The organism is Aromatoleum evansii, assembly GCF_045689615.1.
GTDB lineage: Bacteria > Pseudomonadota > Gammaproteobacteria > Burkholderiales > Rhodocyclaceae > Aromatoleum > Aromatoleum evansii.
In genome coordinates, this window is the sequence record NZ_CP141259.1 from 5323716 (window position 1) to 5343990 (window position 20275).

The window sequence follows — 20275 nt, forward strand, 5'->3', positions numbered from 1 at the left end:
GTAGGGCGGGAGGAGCGCAGCGCATCCCGCCACCCGGCGACGGATGCACCTCCAAGTGTCGGAATGGCGACTTGCACCCGCCCTACGAACACCCTCCGCGCCGCACGGCCGCCATCAGCCCATGAACGCCGCCGACCTCCACATCGGCCGCGTCGTGCTGCGCGGCACCGCCCCCGCCATCGAGCACGCCCGGCGGCAGCTCCCGGCGACGCTCGCGCGAGCACACTGGCCCGCCGACGACGCCATCGTCGTCATTCGCCGCGTCGCCGTCGGCGGCACCGCCACCGAGCTGCCCGCCCGCGCCGCCGCGGCCGCCGAACACCTCGTCCGCCGCGCCGCCGACCCGTGGAGCCCCGCCGCCGACGCCGCCGAGGCCGTGCGCTTCCGCGACGCCCTCGACTACCGCGCCTGCCTCGTGCGCGACCTCCTCAAGGGCACCGCGGCACACCGCTGGCTGTGGCACCACCGCGCGGCCTTGCTCGCCCGCCCCACCGCCGAAGCGCTCGCCGAGCTGCTGGCCGAGGACGCCCTCGCGCTCCCCACCCTGCTCGACCGCCCTGCGCTGCGCGACAGCCTGCCGGCCCTGTGGCGCACCCTCGATGCGCGTGCCGCGCACGAAGTGCTCCGCGCCATCGGCAGCGCGACCGGCTGGCAAGCCGCGATCACCGCCGCACAGGATCCGACCCCCCATGAACGTAGGGCGGAAAAGCGCAGCGCCTTCCGCCGCATGTCCAACGGTGGAATTGGCGAGGCGGCATTCCCCCCCTCTCTCCTACATGCGGCGGCGCAGTGGCCAAGTGCGCCCTTCGGCTCATCCGCCCTACGGTCCCTGCAATCGCTGCCCAACGACCTGCCCCCCTCCGACCCGCGCGTCGTGCTGCAAGCGGTCCTCGCGATGTGGACGCATACCCCCGCAATACTCGCCGGCACCGATGCCGGCGACGCCCTTCGGGCCACGACCGAGACCTTCGTCCGCCCCACCCCCGCTTCCGAACCGGCGACCGCGAGTTCGCGCGCACCGCAAAGGACGGCGGCCGAGACCGTCGTCGAGGCCGGCGAACCCACCTCCGACCCGACCGAAACCGGCGCCCCCCGGATCGCTTCGCCGAAACAAGACGCATCGCAACGGGCCACGCCACCCGCACCCACTGCAAACGCCAAGATCCACGGCAACCTAGCCGCGGACGCACCATCCGACGCGCCGCCCACCGCGCCATCCCGAGTCTCCTCCACCGCGGCCTCGCCCGCGGTCCTTCCGCCCGCTGCGGATGTGGACTTCCACACCCGTGGCGGCGGTTTCTTCTTCCTCCTCAACGTACTGAACCTGCCGGCCCTGCGTGACTGGCGCGCGACGCTCGCCGAACCCCATGCCGGCTGGCGCGAACTCCTGCGCCTCGCCCTCCGGCTGGACTTCACCCCTGACGCCCCACTCGCCGCCTTCCTCGCCGACGCCTGCGCCCTGAACCTCGACGTCCGCCCCGACGACGACCCGGTGGCCGCCCTCGCGGCCCTGCCCCCCGGCGCCGATCCCGCCCCGGTGCATCACGCCGCGCTGCGCCACTACGGCGACACCGCCCTCGCCGCCGCACTCGCCGAACGCCCCGCTCACGTGCGCGCCACTGCGAGCCACCTCGACGTGCATCTGCGCCTCAATGAAATTCACCTCGACATCCGCCGCTGCGGCCTAGACCTCGACCCCGGCTGGCTACCCTGGCTCGGCTGCGTCGTGCGCTTCCACTACGACTCCGGAGGGATCCCGCGATGAACGCGCCCGCCACCCCCGCCCCCCAAGCCGCCACGCCCCTCGACGGCGCCCGCCTCTCCCGCGCCTTCGTCCATGCCGGCATCGCCCACTTCGCGCGCCTCTCCCTCGGCACCCCCTCCGCGGTGTTCGACGCGCTCGCCGCGAGCCAGGGCGAAGACAACCTCGCCGCCCTGCTCGGCACCCCGCGCGACGACTGGCACGCCGCCTGCGTCGCCCTCGCGCGCACCGCCCCCGAGCTGCGCGGCCCGCTCGGGCGCCTCCTCGCCGACCTGCAACTGCAGCTCCACGAATGGTTCGCCCTCGCGCTGTGCGGCGAGAACGAATCGAGCTACCTGCTCAACCTCGCGCTCGCCGAGCTGCAGTCGCCCGGCGCGCTGCGCCCCGGCCTGCACCTCATCGCCGCGGCCAGCGACACCCTCTTCGGCGCATCGCTCGCCCCGCTCGCGCTCCCGAACCACCGCCTCGTACGCGCCGGCGTGCTGGACATCGTCGGCGACGGCCCCATGCCCACCCGCACGCTCGCCACCGCCCCCGAACTGTGGGCGCTGCTGTGCGGAGACACCAGCGCCTGGCGCGACACCGCCCCGCTGCCCGTCACCGAGGCCGTGCTGCCGCAAAGCTTCTGCGACCAGCTCCCCTCGCTCGCGACCATGCTGCGCACGGGCGCCACGCGCCACGTCGTGTTCCGCGGTGCCCGCGCGGCCGGACTCGCCGCCGCCGCGCGGCTGGCCGCCGCCGTCGGCCGCCCGCCGCTGCAGATGGAAGCCGCCACCTGGACCCGCCAGCCCGCACTCGCCGCCGCCTGCCGCTACGCCGGCTGGCTGCCGGTGCTGGCGCTGGAGCTCGGCCCCGGCGAGCGCCACGTCCTGCCCGAGCACCCCGCACTGGCGGTGCCGCTGCTCCTCGTCACCGGCCGCGACGGCGCGATCGAGGCCCCCGCGCTGGTCGAGATCGACCTGCCGCCGCTCACCCCGCAGGAACGCCGCGACGCCTGGCGCAGCGCCCTCGCAGCCAACGACACAAACGCCCCCGAACCGCTCGACGACCACCGCCTGCGCGAATTCGCCGGCCACGCCCTGCTCGACGGCCCCACCGTGCACACGCTCGCCGAGCGCGTGCGCCTCGACGCCCGCGTGCGCGGCGAAGCCCCCGGCCTCGCCCACCTGCGCCGCGCGCGCGCCGGCTTCGGCAGCGAACGCCTGCGCCAGCTCGCGCAGCCGGTCACGCGCGAAATCGGCCCCGACGAACTGGTGCTGCCCGACGAGCTCCTCGAACGCTTCGACGCCCTCGTTGCCCGCTGCCGCCAGCGCGAATCGCTCGCGGACGGCCTCGGCGCGAGCCTCGCCGACCCCGTGCCGGGCGTGCGGGCGCTGTTCTGCGGCGAAAGCGGGGCCGGCAAGACGCTCGCCGCGAGCCGCCTGGCGACGCTCCTCGGCGCGCCGCTCTTCCGCGTCGACCTCTCCGCGGTCATGAACAAGTACATCGGCGAATCCGAGAAGAACCTCGGACGCCTCCTTGACGAAGCCGCCGCGCTCGACGTGATCCTCCTCATCGACGAGGCCGACGCCCTCTTCGGCCGCCGCGGCGAAGGCAAGGAGACCGGCGAGCGCTACGCCAACATGCTCACCAACTTCCTGCTCACGCGCATCGAACAGCACCCAGGAATCGTGGTCCTAACCAGTAACAGCCGCGGCCGCATCGACAGCGCCTTCACCCGCCGCTTCGACACCATCATCGAGTTTCCACCGCCGGGCGTGGCGGAACGCCTGCGCATCTGGCAATCGCACCTCGGGCGGCGCTCCCCCGACGCGGCCCTGTGCCGCCAGTTGGCGAGCTACTGCACACTGCCCGGCGGCCACATCCGCAACGCCGTACTGCAGGCCGCGGCCCTCGATCCCGCCACCGCGGACGACCGCGACGCGACTCATCCGATCGCCACCGAACAACTCGTCGCCGCACTGATCGAGGAATACCGCAAGATCGGCCGCACGCCCCCGCCCCAGCTCCTGCACGCGCGGGGCACAGCATGAGCAGCCTCGCCGCCGGCCTGCGCCGCAAGACCGCGCCGGAGAAACAGGCGCCATCGGCCACCCCCGCAGCCAAGCCCGCCGGACAGAAGGAAGCGGACGGCAAGCCGGCCGCCGACCAGACCGCAAGCGGAGGCACCCCATCGCCCGCCGCCGCGAACGAAGGCGGGACATCCAAGGAAAAACGCCCCGGCACCCCCGGCTACCTGCAGGCCAAACTCGCCGTCAGCCACCCCGACGATCCCGCCGAGAAGGAAGCCGACCAGGTCGCCGGCGAAGTCCGCCGCGCGCTGCGCACGCCCAAGGACGGCACCGGCGCCACCTGCCCCGCCTGCAGCGGCGCCGCCCCGCGCGGCAGCCTCGAACCCGCGATCACCCCGCCGAAGAAGGAGGTCCTCGCGCCCCGGCTGATGCGCGCCGCCGCGACCGGGGAGGAGGAGAAAACCGCCACCGCCACGGCCGGCGGGGCGGAGAAGGCCACGTCCGCCCCTGGCACCGAAAAATCCGCCGACACGCCAAAGACCGCCGCCGGTAGCGCCGACGCCCTCGCCGGCCAGACCGCCGCCGGTAGCGCCGACGCCCTCGCCGGCCAGACCGCCGCCGGTAGCGCCGACGCCCTCGCCGGCCAGACCGCCCCCGCCGAAACCGAACAGCGCGTCGCCGCCCGCCAGGGCCAGGGCACCCCCCTCGACCCCGAACTCCGTGCCAAGCTCGAAGCCCAGCTCGGCCGCGACCTCTCCGCCGTGCGCATCCACACCGACGCCGAAGCCGACGCGATGTGCGCCGAGATGCACGCGCGCGCCTTCACCGTCGGCAACGACGTCTACTTTTCCGCCGGCAGCTACGCCCCCGAAAGCGACGCCGGCCTGGAGCTGCTCGCCCACGAACTCACCCACGTCGGCCAGCAGGCCGCGGCCGGCGGCCCGCAGAGCGCGGCGCCGAAACTGCAGCGCGACTTCTGGGACGACCTCTTCGGCGGCGGCAGCGCGCCTGCCGACCCGATGGCCGCCTGCAACAAGGAACTCGAGGACGCCGAGAAATGGGCCAAGGCCGGCCCCTATCCGGCCGCGCCGCAGACCATGGTCGGCGCCGCCGGGCGTGGCGGCTTCGACGCCCAGTACAAGCCGGACGCGACCGAAGGCGAAGGCATGCTCGACATCAAGCAGGGCGTCGCGATCCAGTTCGAGGACCTGCTCACCACCGCCGGCGGCGTCGCCACCCCCAACCCGCTGCTCGGCGGCACGCCCGAACTCACCGCGCTCGCCACGCGCATCAACGGCATCCCCGACGCCGGCCAGCGCGCCACCGCGCTCGCCGCCTACCAGTGGAACAACGCCGAAGAGCAACCCTGGATCGACAAGCTCAAGCCCCTCATCGAAGGCGGCTGGAGCGGCAAGCACAGCTTCTTCCTCAACAAGCCGCGCTGGAACTGGCTCGGTGCCGAAGTGAAGGTCACCCTCGACGTCGGCAAGCGCGCTCAGGCGGCCAGCGACCACATGTTCACGCGCGTCTACAAGATGCCCTCGGGCGAAGACCTCACCAGCTTCGGCACCGTCGACTCCACCAACCCCGGCACCGCCGCAAACGCGCGCGACCAGACCATGAAGCTCTCCGCCACCGGCCTGGAACCCAACTTCTACGACACCCTGCGCGAATCGGTCGAGTTCGCGCACGACTCGTCCGTGCTCGACGGCACCGCCCAGACCACGCTCACCAACTTCATCGCCAAGTACAACGGCGCCGTCGCCAACGCCGCCCACCAGGAGATCCGCGTCGACATCATCGGCCACACCAGCGGATCCGGCACCGCCAGCCACAACCAGACGCTGTCCGAGTCGCGCGCCAATGCCGTGCGCGACTTCCTCACCAACAACGGCTTCGCCAACGTGCCCACACGCGTGCACGTCGCCGCCCGCGGCGCCGCCGAAGCCGACCCGCTCGACAAGAACCGTCCCAAGGATCGCCGCGTCGACCTCCTCGTCGACGGCGGCCAGCGCCAGATCGGCGCCCTGCACGAATGGGGCCACGCACTGGGGCTGGTCGACGAATACACCACCGCCGGCACCAACATCGGTGACCCGACCGGCCACGACGCGATGGTCAAGGCCATGACCGACGCCAGCGGCGCCCACCTGCCCGGCGCGATCCGCGAACACAACGGCGGCATCATGTCCGGCGGCAACGAGATCCGCCCGCAGCACTACGCCACCTTCCACAACGCGCTCACCACCGTCACCGCCCAGTCGCCATGGTCGCTGGGCCTGCACAAGCCGAAATGGCAGGTCGCAATGGAATGCGGCGCCCCCTCGCCCAAGGGCGACTGGCCCACGCCCACCCCTACGCAGCCCGCTCCCGGCACCCCGCCGGGCGCGGTTCCGGGCAGCGACAATGGAAGCGCCGTCGCCTAAGTTTGCGCGCCGGCCGAGCGAGAAGCCGGCCCCTCCCGCCCCGCACGCGGCCACCCACAGCAGCGGGACCGCACCTGCGGCGTCCCCGGCGGCACGGCCAGCCCCGCCGCCCGCGCTGCCCGCCTACGCCAGCCCCCCCGTCCGCGTCAGCCAGCCCGGCGAAAGCATCGAGCGCGAAGCCGAAGCGCACGCCAACGCGGTCGCCCCGGCGAGCACGCCCGACCCCACGCCGACCGCAGCCACCCCGCCGCCTGCATCGGGTGACGCCGACGCCGCCCCATCCTCGTCGGACGCCGCGGCCGCATCGCCCGCCCCCACGACAGGCGGCGGCGCTACCGTAGCCTCACCCGCCGCCTCATCTGCCACACTTCTCCCCGCCTACGCCGCCGGCCGCGTCGCCGAACGCCGCGGCCGCGGCGATCCGCTCGCACCCGACGCCCGCGCCCCGCTCGAAGGCCACTTCGGCCGCGACTTCGCCGACGTCCGCGTGCATACCGATGCCGAGGCCGCCCGCCTCACCGCCGCGCTGGGGGCGCGCGCCTTCACCTCCGGGCGCGACATCTACCTCGCCCCCGGCGCCTTCGCCCCGGATACCGAGGAAGGCCGCCACCTCCTCGCCCACGAACTGACCCACGTCGTGCAGCAGGACGGCCAGGCCGCGCCAGTCCTTGCGCGCGCGATCGAGCCGGCGATGAACGCCCGCTACCACGAGACCGACCGCACCGCCGCGGCCCTCACCGCGCTCGAACGCCTCGAGATCCCCGCCGTCAAGTCGCGCCACCTGCCGCTCTACAGCAGCCTCGCCGCCGCCGGCAATCTCAAGCGCGTGCGCGGCTACGGCCGCGAGGGCGCCGACCAGCGCTCCGTGTGGAACAGCCAGGTGCAGGTCGGCGCCGACGCCATCCGCGCGCGTCTGGGCGAACGCAACATCCCCGTCCCCGCCGACGCCAACGGCCGCATCCGCCTCAAGCCCCACCGCGGCGCACGCCTCACGTCCAAGCGCCTCTCCGAGCTGCAGACGATGTTGCGCATCCCCGGCTGGGACCGCCGCGGCCGCAAGGTCGCGCAGTTCCAGGTGGACCACATCGTCGAGCTGCAGGTCTCCGGCCAGATGGGCTCCGGCGTCGGCAACAGCGTCGAGAACATGGAACTGCTCGACCAGCCGTCGAACGCGAGCTCCGGCGGCACCATCCGCAGCGGCATCTATCGCAAGGTCGACGCCTTCCTCGACACCTTCGACCCCAAGCCCGACCGCGGCCGCTTCCTGCGCCAGCACGACGTCGTATTCACCAGCGCCGCCGCCACCGGCGGAGGCTCCGCCGCGGGCGCCTCCGCGTGGTGGACCAAGACCGAGATCGAGGAAGCCCAGCCCCTCGCCACCGCCAGCCCGCCCAACGCGGCCGAGGACAACGACACGGCCGGCACCGCCGAGGAATTCATCCTCAGCTCCGGCCCCGGCGGGATCGAAGTCGCCCGCTTCCGCCACCGCCCCGGCGCCGCGCCCACGATCAGCCGCACGCAGGCACGCGCGCTCGCCGGCCTCAGGATCACCGCGCTCAACCTCACCGACAACACCGGCAACCCCGAAGGCCCGGTCGGATCGCTGTCCGCCGAATGGGACCTCCCCGCCGACTGGCAGCCCGCCACCCCCGCTGTCACCATCTCCCTCACCGGCGACGGCGAATACCGCGGCTACCCCTCCGCGCTGCCCGCGCTCAACCTCGAATACGCCAAGCTCAGCCCGGTCAGCTTCACCACCATCACCACCGAAGACGGCGAACTCTCCGCCGACGGTGAGCTCACTCCGTCGATCCCGCTCCTCAACGCCCCGATCACCGTGCGCCTGCGCGGGCGCGACCTCAGCTTCTCGCTCGACTACGGCCCCGAGCAGATCAGCCTGCCCATCCCGCGCACCACCATCGACGACGCCTACGTCAGCGTCTTCTACTCCACCGCGCGCGGGCTGGGCCTCGGCGGCCAGGTCATCTACTCCATCGAAGGCGCCGGCAGCGGCGAACTCGCCGCCTCCGTATCGACCACCGGCGGCGTCGCCTTCGAAGGCGGCTTCACCTTCGAACGCTCCCTCTTCGACCGCGCCCGCGTCAGCGCCTGGTGGCGCAACGGCCAGTTCGGCGCCGAAGGCACCATCGGCATCGACACCCCCGACAAGATCAAGGGCATCAAGAGCGCCACCGCCACCGTCAGCGTCAACGAAGGCCGCTGGGCCTTCAACGGCAGCGCCGAACTGTCGGTCCCCGGCGTCAGCGCCGCCTCCATCGCCATCACCCAGGGCGAAAACGGCCTCAACATCGCCGGCGACGTCGCGCTGACCGCCAACCCCGCGATCCGCTCCGGCTCCATCCACGTCGAATGCGAGCAGACCGACGGCGACTGGAAAGTCTCCGCCAGCGGCACCGCCGAACCCGCCATCCCCGGCTTCGATTCGCAGCTCACCGTCACCTACGACGACGGCGCCTTCGACGCGCAGTTCAGCGGCGCCTTCGAACGCGGCATGCTCTCCGGCACCATCACCGTCGGCGCCACCAACCGCAGCATCGGCGAGGACGGCAACCCCGGCGGCCCGCCGAGCGGCCCGGACGCCCCCATCGTCGTCTACGGCAGCGGCTCCGCCACCATCCAGATCGCCCCCTGGCTGCAGGGCACGGCGGGACTCCGCCTCGACCCCAACGGCGAGATCACCGTCTCCGGCGAAATCGCCCTGCCCAGCTCGCTCGAGATCTTCTCCAAGCTCGAATACGACAAGCGCCTCTTCGGCATGTCGACGCAGATCCCCATCATCCCCGGCGTCGTCGCCGAAGTCGGCGGCAACCTCAGCGCCAACGCCAGCATCGGCCCCGGCGCGCTCGACCAGCTGCGTGTCGGCATCGAATACAACCCCTCGCACGAGGAAAACACCCACGTCACCGGCGACGCCCACCTCAACGTCCCCGCCGAAGCCGGATTGAGACTCGGCGCCCGCGCCGGCGTCGGCCTCGGCATCACCGGCGCCAGCGCCACCGGCGGCCTGGAGATCGGCGGCACCCTCGGCATCTCGGGCGCCGCGGAGGCCAGCGTGCACATCGACTGGATGCCCTCCCAGGGCCTCGAAATCGACGCCGAAGCCTCCCTCCACGCCCAACCCAGCTTCCGCTTCGACGTCTCCGGCTACGTCGCCGTCACCGTGCTCGGCGCCAGCCTCTACGACGAACGCTTCGAACTCGCCGCCTACGAATTGGGATCAGGCCTCGAATTCGGCGTGCGCTTCCCCGTCACCTACCGCGAGGGCGAACCGTTCGATTTGTCGCTGGACGATCTGGAGTTCGAGGTACCGGACGTCGATCCGGCGGCGATGGTGGAGCAGTTGGGCGAGCAGATCTTCTGATCCCTCCCCCGGATCGGGGAACTCGTTCAAACGGGTGCCACATCACCGTGCGACATCGCAGGGCCCCGTAGATACAAAACGCGCTTTCCCCTCTATAATTTTGCGAAAACTGCACGAATTCGCAGTTTTCGTGAAATTAGGCGGAGAGTAGCAATGATCCACTGGTTCGAAGTCGAGAACTTCACAAGCTTTGTTGCGCCGACGCGCATCGACTTCACTCCCGGCAAAGTCGTCGACGACTACTCGGTTGCGACCTCGCCGTCCGGCGTACGACTCAGCAAGCTTGTCGGCGTTTTCGGCCCCAATGCGGCGGGCAAGACCAACCTCATCCGTGCGCTGTCACGGACGGCAGACTTCATCTCTGAGTCTTTCAACTGGCCCGAAAGCACCCTCCTGCCATTCAAACCGCATTTCTTCTGCAAGGACAAGCCGGTTCGCGTCGCGCTGCAGTTCGAGCTCCCCGCCGATGAAGGCAGCGCCACACCGGTGGTTTATCGTTACGAGATCGAAGCGAACGAACAGCAGGTCATCCGCGAGCGTCTGCGCGTCCGGACGAGCCAGCTCTTCAGCCGGGTGTTTGAACGGGAACTTTCAGGCAAGACCTACAAGATCACCGGCCTCGGCAACCGATTCAGGAACGTGCCCGAACGGATATCGTTCGTCTCCTGGCTGGCGCGACATGAAGTGCCGGAAGCACGGCGCATCGCAAGCTACTTCAAACGCTATCAGACCAACGAATTCGGCTTTGCCGGTCGCGTTCCTCTGCTGCTTGGCATGTGGGCGGCAATCGACGCCTACCGCCATGACCCCCGGCTGCATGGCGACATGCTCGACGTGCTGCGCCGCTGGGATCTGGGCGTAGCGGACGTGAAATATGTGTCGACCAGGGTGGCCGGTGACGAGCGGGAAACGTGGGAGGCGATCGTCACTCATCGTCGGGGCGAGAAGAGCGCAGAGTTGCCCATGATGGTCGAATCGAGCGGCACCGTGGGGCTGTTCGCACAATTGAGCGTCTTGCTCCAGGTACTGCACGAAGGTGGCGTGTGCGTGATGGACGAGATCGAATCGGACCTGCACCCGGACATGGTCGAGATGCTGCTCGATCTCTTCATCAATCCAGAGACCAACCCCAAACAGGCGCAGCTGGTATTCACAACGCACGCTGACTGGGTCATGAACCTGCTCAACCGCTGGACAACAGTGCTGGTCGAGAAACGTGAATGCGAGAGCACCGCTTGGCGGCTCTGCGACATGCAGGGTATTCAATCGCGCGACAACCACGCGGCAAAGTACCGCTCCGGCGCCTATGGCGCAGTGCCCCGTGATCTCAGCGAAGACTGCGAGGCAACATGGTGAAGCGCCCGGTTCGCAGGACGCTGCTGATCGTGTGCGAGGGCAAACGGGATGCGGCCTTCCTGCTGCATCTTCGCAAGCTCTACTGCGCAGATCATGCGGAACGACCGAAGGTGACGGTAAAGTCGGCGCGCGGCAAGGGCGGTAATAACGTCGTCGACACCCTGTACGGAGAGAGACGCCACAAGGACTTCGACGTCGGAGTTGCATTCACCGAGGCCGACGAACCGCCGAAACCGTCCTACCAGACGAAGCTGAGAACCGACCGGTGGGCCAGATGGATAGTCGCCGATCCGTGCCTGGAAGGCTTGCTGCTCTCGATTCTTGGCCGCCCGGTGCCGGCCTCGACCGGCGACTGTAAGCGGGCCATCGAGAACCTCACACGTAATGACCTTTTCGAGGCCGATCATTACGATCCGCACTGGCCTCTCGCACGCCTCGAAGATGCACGTCGGCGAATCGCGAACCTGGATGAGCTGATCCGCAGTTATGAGGGCAGGTGATCGTGTCGCGGGAGACCGCGTTCCAGCAGTCCGGACAACCGCCCGCCTCTGGTAAACGAAGTCCCCCTTGTCGCAGAGGAGTTCGCCATGGCCCAGATGCACAACCCGCCCCACCCCGGCGAAACCCTGCGTGAGGATGTGCTGCCCGAACTCGGCTTGACGGTCTCGGAGGCGGCGCGCCAGCTTGGCGTTTCCCGGGTTCAGCTTTCCCGCGTACTGCACGGGCGCGCTCCGATATCGCCCGACTTGGCGCTGCGCCTCGAACAATGGCTGACCGGCCCGACTGCCGACGTATGGCTCCGAATGCAGATCGCGTACGAATTGTGGCACGCGCGGCATGGCGGAAAGCTGCCACGCGTGGAACCGGCGCAGCAGAAGGCCGCGTGACAGCATCTCGCGCGGACAGATCCTTCCGGCGCACAATGACCAGGCCGCGGGCGCCTGGGTGGCCAGCGCTTCAGTGCGCCGCAGGTTTGAAGGTGCGCGTCAATCGCCAGCGTACGGTCGGAAGAGATCGCCCGACACAGTGATACGGACATAGCAGCCGGTGTAACGGCCGGCCGCCCGCTGCTTCGGACATGGGCAGCGATGGCAACCCGGACAGTCGCTCGGTGATGAGGCCCGCTACCGCAGGGCAGAGCGCACCACGCCGTCCAGAAGCTTGATGAAATTGCGCTTCGGCTTGAACTGGACTCGCAGTTCCGCCACGTAGTCCCCGAATTGCCGCGACGCGCCTGCGCAACCTGATGTGGCCGAAGGCCGCGTAAGGCCAAATCCGTCAGTCGTGAGCCCAACGGCGGGAAAACGGCGCGAAAACGCTTGGCAAGACAGGTCACGGCGCACTTCCGGTGCCGGGAAGAACAAGCGGAAGGACAACTTCCGGAAGGAATCCCGCCTACCGCGAAGGCGAACCTTTCGACCTGGCGCTGGACGATATGGAGTTCGAGGTCCCGGCTATCGATCCGGCGGCGATGTCGAGGCAGCTGGGCGAGCAGATCTTCTGATCCCGCCCCCACCCGCAATCGCCCACGTCGCGGGGTTCTGCAGCAGCCCTCCGCGAGCACGCTCCGTCATATTCGCAGCAAAGCACATCGATTGGATGGGTGCTAAACTCAGGATCAATAACTTACACGGCATGTCGTGTTATCCGACATGTCCAATAACACTTTTACGCCGACACTTGGTGTCGACCATACGTTAGGGTGCAATGACATGTGGCAGCAATCACTAGCTAGATGGAGTCAGACAACGTATGGCTTGATCCACGCGGTCACCATAAGCAGTCGGCTTGAATTGGGAAACATTAACCGCATTGGGAGCAGCATCACTGAGTCATTCGGCTGGTTCCCACGGAAGGATCAATTCGACTCTAGCGTCCAACATCGTCCGTACAAGGAAGACGATTTCCGCCTCGACGACGGCGACGTACAAGGGGTGGTTTCAAACCTGAAGAGCAACCTCCTTAGCCTTCTGCTTGTTGATCTAGCTGCGCTCACTGACGAGTTACTTTCGTCCATCATGGTGGCGAAGGGTAAGAATCCGGAGGCGCTGCCGTACCTGAGCAACAAAACCAAAGCAGTGGCGTGCGCTCCTGAGCATGAGTGGGCACGTCGAGGAGTGCTAGAGCTAAACGTTATCCGAAACTGTTTCGTCCACAACGACGGAAAGTGGGGCGCTCGCGGTTTGAAGGACATTGCGCCGTTGGTTACGAATCTCACTGCCAAGGCTGGTGATTCCGTCGAGGTCAACTATGAAGACCTCTTTCGGTACAAACGAGCTGTACGTACCTTGCTCAACCAAGTCGAGGCCAACGGCTTTGCGCCCTAACCGTGCGCCCCCATCCCTTCGGTCGCTGGGCAGCCAAAAGCTACGCTTTTGGCTGCCGGCTAGCTTGACCCTTAGGCGTTATTCGAGTCCACATGCCATGCGAACATTCTTAATTGCCTTTTCTATAGCATTAATGCCCCTATCAGTGATTGCTGATTCGTCTCTAGACGACTTATCAAACGATAAGGTATTAGAGGGGGCGATAGCCGAAATTTACTCAATGAAGGCGAGGGAACTTGAGGTCGCCATTGAATATATCGCAGCCTGCATGGAACCTCCGTCCACTGAACGCAACTACCATTGCGGTCGGAATTTTACGATTGCATCAATAAAAATTGACAATACCCCTCAATTTACAAAGCTATCCAAGGCTGTTTTTCTAGCTGAACTAAGAAGTAAAGAAGTTAAAGAGAAAGGCTCGTTTGAAAGCATCGGGGCTAGTGCAATGGAACTTCGACGATCCTCAGTATTTTTCAAGCTCCAAGATGCAGTGCGCGAAAGGTATCAAAAGATATCGAAGTGAAATGTCTAAAAACTGAATGAACAGCCTAACAATTCGCTCAACCCCGCTCCCTTCGGTCGCTGGACAGCCAAAAGCTCCGCTTTTGGCTGCCGGTTAGCTTGGACGTTGGGCGAGCAATACGTAAGCAACTCCAATGACTGAAGACGACTTTACCGATCGGCTTGCCGATGCAATCGCGGAGCGGCTTGCTCCCTACCATGTTGGCCGCAAGCGCTCACTTCTCTACGATCTGTCCTTCGACCACAACGGCGTAATGGCGATGGGCGTTGATCCCGATACGGGCGAGCCGATAAGGGGAAAGGGACGTGGATTCGAACAAGACCTCCTCGTGTTTGAAGATGCAGCGAGGGGACATACGTCCGTAATTCCGCGTATCGTCGCCGAGGTTAAGTACAAGTCCGTCACAACTCATGATGTTATCGTCTATTCGGAGAAGGCGGACCGAATTCGGCGCGTATACCCTTATGTCCGCTACGGGTTCGTCCTTGGAGGCATGAAAAGCATTCCGGGGCGCGTTCTTCGCCTTGGTCAGCGGTTCGACTTCGTCGTCGCTATTGGCGAAGAGTTGACGGCCCCGGAAGTCAATGACTTTGCGGCACTTATGAAGGAAGAGGCCGAGGCATCGGTCTCATTGAGCAACGCGCTGTTTGGCAATACTAAGCCGACGCTTATGAGAAAGATGTTCTCGATCAAATGAACTTCCTGCCCAACAACTGCTTGCAGCGGACCGTCAAAATGCTGCGCATTTTGCCGTCCGCTGAAGCGTCACGTTAGGTCTCGGTATGGCTTTATCTGATTTCGAGAGTGAAGATGTCGCGCTGCTAGCCTCAGTGGCAATCGCCACGATTGCAGCACTTATCGACACCTTTTACGGTAGCCCACTGTTCAAGGCGCTAAAAATTCTGGGGCTCTTTATTAGCCTTGGGTTGGCCTACCATCGAATCAAGACAAGCAAGCCCTATTTCAAAGATATGACTGAGTCTGCATGGAAGGCTGTTGGGCAGCAGTACGAAATCCGCATTCCGAAATCTGAACACGGACGAGGAAAATCCCCACATGCCAGATGTCTTGTGTCTGGCCAGACTGGCGGTTTCTCAGAATGTTGGGCTGATCCTGAAGTTGGAAGGGATGGTGAAGTTGTAGTTCAAGTCAATTCACCTGCCGCTCTTCGCATAGAAATCAGAAAGTGAAGATCGAGAACAGCAAAGTCCTAACATGGCGCTCAACCTCGCTCCCTTCGGTCGCTGGACAGCCAAAAGCTACGCTTTTGGCTGCCTGTTAGCTCTACGTTAGCCCCATCTACTCAATCGTCACGACATGGCACGAAATAAGAAAGAAGAGGGTTCGCAGTTCGTCCGGTACTTCGGGCCGTTGCTTGACGCACTTCGCAGATTGGGCGGTTCTGGAACACCCGACGAGGTCGTTGAGCAAATCGCTCAAGATCTCGGCCTTCCGGACGAAGTGCAAAACGACCTGCTTCCGTCCGGTCAGCCGCGGTATCGAAACCAAGTTGCGTGGGCGCGGTTCTATCTCGTCCGAGAGGGGTTGTTGGATTCCTCGAAACGCGGTGTGTGGAGCCTCACAGATCGTGGGCGCGAAACCACGTTGTCTGGGGAACAGGCCCGAGAAGTCTTTCTGAAGTGGGTCCGAATTTTTCAAGAGCAACGACGAGAAAAGGAGCAAACCGCGGAGCCTGTAGAGGAACAGGTCGCAGAAGGTACCGGAGCAACTCCGAACGACTATCGTGCAGCAGCGATTGAATTGCTTCTTTCCCTTCCGCCTGCGGGTTTTGAACGTCTCTCGCAACGCTTGCTACGTGAAGCCGGCTTCACGCAAGTAGTTGTCACCGGCAGCAGCGGCGACGGAGGCATTGATGGTTACGGCACACTCCAAATCAATCCCTTGGTTTCCTTTAAAGTCTTGTTTCAATGCAAGCGCTATACGAAATCAGTCTCACCGTCCCATGTGCGCGATTTTCGCGGAGCTATGGCCGGTCGTGCGGATAAGGGCATCATCATTACCACCGGAACGTTCACCGCAGAGGCGCGTCGCGAAGCGTCGCGAGATGGTGTTCCTCCCATCGAATTGATCGACGGGGAGAAGTTGGTCGACATGCTTGAACATCTCGAGCTCGGATTAAAACCAGTGACCACCTATGAAATCGATGAGTCTTTCTTCAGCAAATTTAAGGGCTAACAAGCGCTTGCAGCGGACAGTCAAAAAGCTACGCTTTTTGCCGTCCGCTGAAGGCCAACGTTAGGCAAGGAATATATATGAGCGACTGGGACTTTCTGCACGATATGCATAACGACGGCTATAGCGCTGAGCAAATAGCCGATGCTGCTGCTTGTGGCTACAACCCCTGGGAGTGGGGAGTCATACACGAGGATGAATTGCCGGCGCTGTGCCAACAGGAGGATGATCCTGAGCTGGCTATGATCTTCGAGAGCCTGATCGAAAACGCAATGTCGTACCACGCACTCACAGGGCGCTATCTGCAAATTTGGGGCGAGCTGGGTGAGCTATATGCTGAAATCAAATATGGCATCAAGCGCCACAAGCCACACACCCGGGGTTCAGATGGCAAACTTGGAAATGACTTTGTTGAAATTAAAACCATCTCCCCAGAGAAAGATGGGGGCAAAGTTCAAGTCAAACGCGCCGGAAACTTCAATAAGCTATTGATTGTAAAAATCAGCGACAAATTTGAATTTGAGGGACGCTTTATTGAACGTAAGCGGCTATCGAAGGGCGAAGGAACATATGCAAGGGTGTCTTGGTCAGCGCTCTCCCCCACCAAGGAAGATCCTCAAACATGAGCCTCACGCGTAACAAGCGCTTGCAGCGGACCGTCAAAAAGCTGCGCTTTTCGTCGTCCGCTGAAGGCCAACGTTGGGCGTCACTAGCCAGTGCGAGACAACACACAATCTGACCCTCCCCGAGCATCTACAGGAACCCTGCGATGAGTCACAAACTCTCCCTTGCAATTCAAAGCGATGAAGTTGGCGAGTCTGTCCGCGCCCGCTACACAATGACGTCGTCAATTCTTCGGGCGATGTTGTACTCATCGAATCGCAACATGATTACAGCGCTCGGCGGGCCTGAGAAGATCACACTGGAACAGCTTGCGAGGGTCTATCAGGAGGGAACGGGTGACTTTGGAATCTGTTTCGAGTACGCACTGCATGACTCAATTCGCGCACGGCACTCCTCCATTTACCCGATCATCGAAGACGTCCTTCATTCCTTCTGCAAGATCAAAGGCAACCCCGAGTCGATTCTTTTCGGAATTGAAAAGAACGGCAACCTCAACGTTGTCGAGACTGCGAGAAACAGCCTGACGGACGACGCGCGGGTACTGGCAGGTAAGGTGGGAAAACCGCCATTTCTCAAGCACAGAGTTGCTGTTCTCGAGCGCGCTTTTAGAAGCGTCAAACACAGAGATCGCTTACCGCAGAGCATCAGTGGTCTATGGCAAGCCGATTTGTTCTTGGGTTCACCAACCGCGGAACAATGGGTTGGCACTACGCTCAAGGTCAATCGCGAAGAACTGAAGCAAGCTCCAGGCCTCAGAGTTGGCATCTTTCCATCTAAGACCAAAGAGGGGCCAAAGAGGGACGAAGCCAAGAACCTGATCATTTGCCCGCTTCCATACCGAAGCGACTTCATGGTTCTCTTCGGAGCAAGTTTCCAAATCGCGAAGCAGTTGATGCACGCAAATGCAAACATGCCGAAGGCACCCGCGCTTGTCTATGAAGATGATTTGGCTGTCGCCGAGTGGCTGAGTGCTCGGCGCAAGTTTCCGGTGATGGCAATTCTTGAGGCTTTGCACCCACTCATGCAACCTGGTCTGATCAAAGCCGATCAGTCGGCAGAATCCGTTGCTGCAAACAACGTGAATGCGTTCGCGCCAATGCCCCTGATTGACTAAAGCCAAACCCGACTTCGATCAAGTGACGCCCAACCCCTCCATCGATAGGACGCGCCCCGGCAAGCCGGGTCACGCCTCTCATGTCAAACGTTAGAAATGGTCAGTACTGGTAGCGCAACTGACCCACCAACAATGAGTCGCCGTCGATCTTGTACACAATGCGATGCTCATCGGTAATGCGCCTGGACCAAAATCCCGCGAGGGCATGTTTTAGTGGCTCGGGCTTGCCAGTGCCTCCGAATGGCTCGCGCTGCGTTTCCCTAATGAGCTTGTTTATCCGCTCCACCATCCGCCGGTCTTGTTGCTGCCAATAGAGGTAGTCTTCCCATGCGGCCTCAGCGAACACCAATCTCATTCGTCAAGTTCCCGCTCTTTGCCTCCACCGGCGTTCAGTTCAGCCATGGCGCCCAAGAGGCGCTTGGCATTCTCAGGGCTGCGCAACAGGTATGCGGTTTCCTCGAGGGCTTGGAAGTCCTCGAGCGAAACCATCACAACCGATCCTTGCCCGCTGCGGGTAATAATCAAAGCCTCGTGGTCGTTGCAAACCCGTTCCATTGTGCTCGCCAGGTTGGCGCGCGCGGCAGTGTAAGAAATAGCGTCCATGGTGCTTCTCCGTACATGTACAACAAACTGTACGCTTCTGCCCATGCTTTGTCCAGCACCATTCCTATCACTACGTTGCAGCGGGCGCCCGGTAAGCGGGGCGCCTTCCCGCGTCGGGTGTTGCACGGGTGTCAGTCCTTGAAACGGCTGCGGGCCGGGCGCCCCTGAACTCCACGTTTGCGTATCCAACACGTATCGAGAAAGGCTTGTATGTTTCAGTGCAGCTTTGATTTGAACAATCAACCCATGAGTGCCTTCAAAATAGGCGCCATATCCGCTCCCGCTTTCTCAGGTCAAGGGCAAAACGTTAACAAACGAAGCTCCGCCTGCCTGGCAGGGCAAGGCCCGATACCTCCCGGTCAATACTACATATTTGATCGTCAAGGCGGTGGCCGGCTTGAGTGGTTCAGAAACTTATTGAGTGACCACAGTGAGTGGTTTGCTCTCTATGCGGTAGACGGAAAAATCGACGACGAGACCTTCTGCAATCAACTATCGCGAGGTCACTTCCGTCTTCACCCAAGAGGGCCACGCGGCATCAGCGAAGGCTGCATCACTATAGAAAAGGCTGCCGACTTTCACCACATTCGCGCGATACTCAAGAGCGCATCACCCTTCCCCGTTCAGGGTACCAATTTGAGAGCCTACGGCAGGGTGGTCGTGAAATGAGAAAGGCCTTGAGCACTCTTGCGCTGGTATTGTGGGTGCTCGTCGGAGCGACATTACTGAGTCGCTGGTGGTACGGGAATCCTGAGTACTTCCCGCGCTTCGACGAGTCATTCTGGCGCTACCTAGATCACCTATTCGGAGCAGCGAATGTGGACGACGCACAGAACGTCGAGCTTTTTGTCGTGGTCGTCGCTGCTTTCTTGGTTGTAGTGGCGGTAACTGCGATTGCCATTGCGGTTGTTACATACACCAAGAAACAGCGCTAACAATTATCCCAGCGGACGGGAAATAGGGGACAGACCACGATTTCCCCATGTCCGGTTACGCAGCCTGAGCCCCGCCACGGGGCGCCCCCTCGCACGTGTCCGAGCCCTGCACGCCCGACAACGCCCCCGAACCCGCACGGAAGAAATATCCAAGCCAGCTCACGACCCCCACGAACTTGGCGCTGTCCTCGTAGAGGTAGGGGTTGATTCCCGCCGGATTGGCGAGATCGAGGCCGGCCGAGACCGCGAACGCGGCGAACGCGATGGCGAGCAGGATATAGTCGGTCCGCAGGATCAGGCGCCGGAAACTGACCAGGTGGAACAGCACGAAGGCCGCGTAGGCGACGAACACGCCCTTCTCCGGAATACCGAGGGACGGGAAGAATTCCTCGTGCAGCAGGAACAGATCGTCGAAGGCGAGCACCACCGTCAGCAGTCCCGACACGAACAGGAAGCGTCGCTCCTCCTGTGCGTCTGATCGCGCCGCGAGCAGTCGCGCGCAGAAAAAGCAGATGGCCGCCGCACCGGCCCAGACGAAGATCCCCAGTTGCGAGAGGAAACCGGTGTAGGCCGGCACGCCGGCGATGCTCGTCACGTCCGACGTCAGCAAATGGATCGGCACTCCTTTCCACACCCGCAACATCAGCACGATCCCGATCGGGACCGCCGACGCCGCCGCAATCAGTGCGATGGCCGGAAAACGGGAGCGTAACTGCGCCCGCATGGGCAATGGCGGGCTCATTGATTGCATATCCATCTATTGCGAATTGAAGATCGCCGATCATAACCAGCGCCCCGTTCCATGCGACTGCGCGATTGAAACAAAAGATAGGAACCGTAAATCGGGGACAGACCACGATTTCCCGCTTCGTGGCAGGTGGGGAGACGGAAGTCCGCCGCACATACGTTCGGCGCATGAGAAGGAAGCCGTACGAATCGTTCAGCCCGCGGAACGAAGTGATCTGTCCCCAATTCTCCCCCGCACACGCCGAAGCAGCACCTTGCCATCCCTGCCGCC

The 20275-nt window shown here is 64.1% G+C and carries 19 protein-coding genes; 16 read left to right on the forward strand and 3 right to left on the reverse strand.

Features of this window, described 5'->3' with window-relative positions; all coding sequences use genetic code 11:
* The first annotated feature begins 121 nt into the window (after positions 1 to 121).
* From U5817_RS24895 to U5817_RS24960, 14 genes are all read left to right on the forward strand, one after another.
* The gene (locus U5817_RS24895; RefSeq protein WP_407279211.1) at positions 122 to 1765 is read left to right on the forward strand and encodes a hypothetical protein; all 1644 of its coding nucleotides are present in this window, start codon (positions 122 to 124) and stop codon (positions 1763 to 1765) included.
* A complete protein-coding gene (locus U5817_RS24900) occupies positions 1762 to 3795 on the forward strand; it encodes an ATP-binding protein (protein WP_407279212.1) in 2034 nt (677 codons plus the stop codon). Before U5817_RS24895 ends, U5817_RS24900 begins: the two co-directional genes overlap by 4 nt.
* Positions 3792 to 6200: a DUF4157 domain-containing protein gene (locus tag U5817_RS24905; RefSeq protein WP_407279213.1), complete on the forward strand. Its 2409-nt coding sequence runs from the start codon at positions 3792 to 3794 to the stop codon at positions 6198 to 6200. Before U5817_RS24900 ends, U5817_RS24905 begins: the two co-directional genes overlap by 4 nt.
* Positions 6181 to 9582 carry a DUF4157 domain-containing protein gene (locus U5817_RS24910; RefSeq protein ID WP_407279214.1) on the forward strand — a complete coding sequence of 1134 codons (3402 nt, stop codon included), beginning with the start codon at positions 6181 to 6183 and terminating at the stop codon, positions 9580 to 9582. Before U5817_RS24905 ends, U5817_RS24910 begins: the two co-directional genes overlap by 20 nt.
* 153 nt (positions 9583 to 9735) lie before the next feature.
* Positions 9736 to 10938 (forward strand): AAA family ATPase, encoded by a 1203-nt coding sequence (locus U5817_RS24915; protein ID WP_407279215.1) that lies wholly within the window; start codon positions 9736 to 9738, stop codon positions 10936 to 10938.
* Positions 10932 to 11438, forward strand: a complete 507-nt coding sequence (locus U5817_RS24920) for a hypothetical protein (RefSeq protein ID WP_407279216.1) — start codon at positions 10932 to 10934, stop codon at positions 11436 to 11438. Before U5817_RS24915 ends, U5817_RS24920 begins: the two co-directional genes overlap by 7 nt.
* Before the next feature lie 87 nt (positions 11439 to 11525).
* Positions 11526 to 11825 carry a HigA family addiction module antitoxin gene (locus tag U5817_RS24925; protein WP_407279217.1) on the forward strand — a complete coding sequence of 100 codons (300 nt, stop codon included), beginning with the start codon at positions 11526 to 11528 and terminating at the stop codon, positions 11823 to 11825.
* A 906-nt stretch (positions 11826 to 12731) separates the two neighbouring features.
* Entirely contained in the window at positions 12732 to 13265 is a 534-nt protein-coding gene (locus tag U5817_RS24930) for a hypothetical protein (protein ID WP_407279218.1), read from the forward strand.
* A 97-nt stretch (positions 13266 to 13362) separates the two neighbouring features.
* Entirely contained in the window at positions 13363 to 13788 is a 426-nt protein-coding gene (locus tag U5817_RS24935) for a hypothetical protein (RefSeq protein WP_407279219.1), read from the forward strand.
* A gap of 133 nt (positions 13789 to 13921) precedes the next feature.
* Complete coding sequence (locus U5817_RS24940; protein WP_407279220.1) at positions 13922 to 14485, forward strand: hypothetical protein; 564 nt, start codon at positions 13922 to 13924, stop codon at positions 14483 to 14485.
* An 85-nt stretch (positions 14486 to 14570) separates the two neighbouring features.
* The gene (locus U5817_RS24945; RefSeq protein ID WP_407279221.1) at positions 14571 to 14978 is read left to right on the forward strand and encodes a hypothetical protein; all 408 of its coding nucleotides are present in this window, start codon (positions 14571 to 14573) and stop codon (positions 14976 to 14978) included.
* 127 nt (positions 14979 to 15105) lie between these two features.
* The gene (locus tag U5817_RS24950; RefSeq protein ID WP_407279222.1) at positions 15106 to 15984 is read left to right on the forward strand and encodes a restriction endonuclease; all 879 of its coding nucleotides are present in this window, start codon (positions 15106 to 15108) and stop codon (positions 15982 to 15984) included.
* A gap of 77 nt (positions 15985 to 16061) precedes the next feature.
* Positions 16062 to 16607, forward strand: coding sequence for a hypothetical protein (locus tag U5817_RS24955; protein WP_407279223.1), 546 nt, complete (start codon positions 16062 to 16064; stop codon positions 16605 to 16607).
* Positions 16608 to 16750: 143 nt separating this feature from the next.
* Positions 16751 to 17719 carry a hypothetical protein gene (locus U5817_RS24960; RefSeq protein WP_407279224.1) on the forward strand — a complete coding sequence of 323 codons (969 nt, stop codon included), beginning with the start codon at positions 16751 to 16753 and terminating at the stop codon, positions 17717 to 17719.
* Between the two features lie 100 nt (positions 17720 to 17819).
* On the opposite strand, the gene U5817_RS24965 is transcribed toward U5817_RS24960, so the two are convergent.
* The gene (locus tag U5817_RS24965; RefSeq protein WP_407279225.1) at positions 17820 to 18074 is read right to left on the reverse strand and encodes a Txe/YoeB family addiction module toxin; all 255 of its coding nucleotides are present in this window, start codon (positions 18072 to 18074) and stop codon (positions 17820 to 17822) included.
* Complete coding sequence (locus U5817_RS24970; RefSeq protein ID WP_407279226.1) at positions 18071 to 18322, reverse strand: type II toxin-antitoxin system Phd/YefM family antitoxin; 252 nt, start codon at positions 18320 to 18322, stop codon at positions 18071 to 18073. Before U5817_RS24970 ends, U5817_RS24965 begins: the two co-directional genes overlap by 4 nt.
* A gap of 246 nt (positions 18323 to 18568) precedes the next feature.
* Between U5817_RS24970 and U5817_RS24975 the strand changes: the two genes are divergently transcribed.
* Positions 18569 to 18991: a DUF2778 domain-containing protein gene (locus tag U5817_RS24975; RefSeq protein WP_407279227.1), complete on the forward strand. Its 423-nt coding sequence runs from the start codon at positions 18569 to 18571 to the stop codon at positions 18989 to 18991.
* Between the two features lie 8 nt (positions 18992 to 18999).
* Positions 19000 to 19257 carry a hypothetical protein gene (locus U5817_RS24980; RefSeq protein WP_407279228.1) on the forward strand — a complete coding sequence of 86 codons (258 nt, stop codon included), beginning with the start codon at positions 19000 to 19002 and terminating at the stop codon, positions 19255 to 19257.
* Positions 19258 to 19312: 55 nt separating this feature from the next.
* Here the strand turns inward: U5817_RS24980 and U5817_RS24985 are convergent, their stop codons facing one another.
* Positions 19313 to 19999, reverse strand: coding sequence for a hypothetical protein (locus tag U5817_RS24985; protein ID WP_407279229.1), 687 nt, complete (start codon positions 19997 to 19999; stop codon positions 19313 to 19315).
* Between the last annotated feature and the right edge of the window lie 276 nt (positions 20000 to 20275).

Coding starts and splice junctions, on each gene's coding strand:
- U5817_RS24910 (WP_407279214.1), top strand. CDS start 6,181: ATGGAAGCGCCGTCGCCTAAGTTTGCGCGCCGGCCGAGCGAGAAGCCG.
- U5817_RS24945 (WP_407279221.1), top strand. CDS start 14,571: ATGGCTTTATCTGATTTCGAGAGTGAAGATGTCGCGCTGCTAGCCTCA.
- U5817_RS24920 (WP_407279216.1), top strand. CDS start 10,932: ATGGTGAAGCGCCCGGTTCGCAGGACGCTGCTGATCGTGTGCGAGGGC.
- U5817_RS24975 (WP_407279227.1), top strand. CDS start 18,569: ATGAGTGCCTTCAAAATAGGCGCCATATCCGCTCCCGCTTTCTCAGGT.
- U5817_RS24950 (WP_407279222.1), top strand. CDS start 15,106: ATGGCACGAAATAAGAAAGAAGAGGGTTCGCAGTTCGTCCGGTACTTC.
- U5817_RS24925 (WP_407279217.1), top strand. CDS start 11,526: ATGGCCCAGATGCACAACCCGCCCCACCCCGGCGAAACCCTGCGTGAG.
- U5817_RS24900 (WP_407279212.1), top strand. CDS start 1,762: ATGAACGCGCCCGCCACCCCCGCCCCCCAAGCCGCCACGCCCCTCGAC.
- U5817_RS24955 (WP_407279223.1), top strand. CDS start 16,062: ATGAGCGACTGGGACTTTCTGCACGATATGCATAACGACGGCTATAGC.
- U5817_RS24905 (WP_407279213.1), top strand. CDS start 3,792: ATGAGCAGCCTCGCCGCCGGCCTGCGCCGCAAGACCGCGCCGGAGAAA.
- U5817_RS24960 (WP_407279224.1), top strand. CDS start 16,751: ATGAGTCACAAACTCTCCCTTGCAATTCAAAGCGATGAAGTTGGCGAG.
- U5817_RS24985 (WP_407279229.1), bottom strand. CDS start 19,999: ATGAGCCCGCCATTGCCCATGCGGGCGCAGTTACGCTCCCGTTTTCCG.
- U5817_RS24895 (WP_407279211.1), top strand. CDS start 122: ATGAACGCCGCCGACCTCCACATCGGCCGCGTCGTGCTGCGCGGCACC.
- U5817_RS24970 (WP_407279226.1), bottom strand. CDS start 18,322: ATGGACGCTATTTCTTACACTGCCGCGCGCGCCAACCTGGCGAGCACA.
- U5817_RS24940 (WP_407279220.1), top strand. CDS start 13,922: ATGACTGAAGACGACTTTACCGATCGGCTTGCCGATGCAATCGCGGAG.
- U5817_RS24935 (WP_407279219.1), top strand. CDS start 13,363: ATGCGAACATTCTTAATTGCCTTTTCTATAGCATTAATGCCCCTATCA.
- U5817_RS24915 (WP_407279215.1), top strand. CDS start 9,736: ATGATCCACTGGTTCGAAGTCGAGAACTTCACAAGCTTTGTTGCGCCG.
- U5817_RS24965 (WP_407279225.1), bottom strand. CDS start 18,074: ATGAGATTGGTGTTCGCTGAGGCCGCATGGGAAGACTACCTCTATTGG.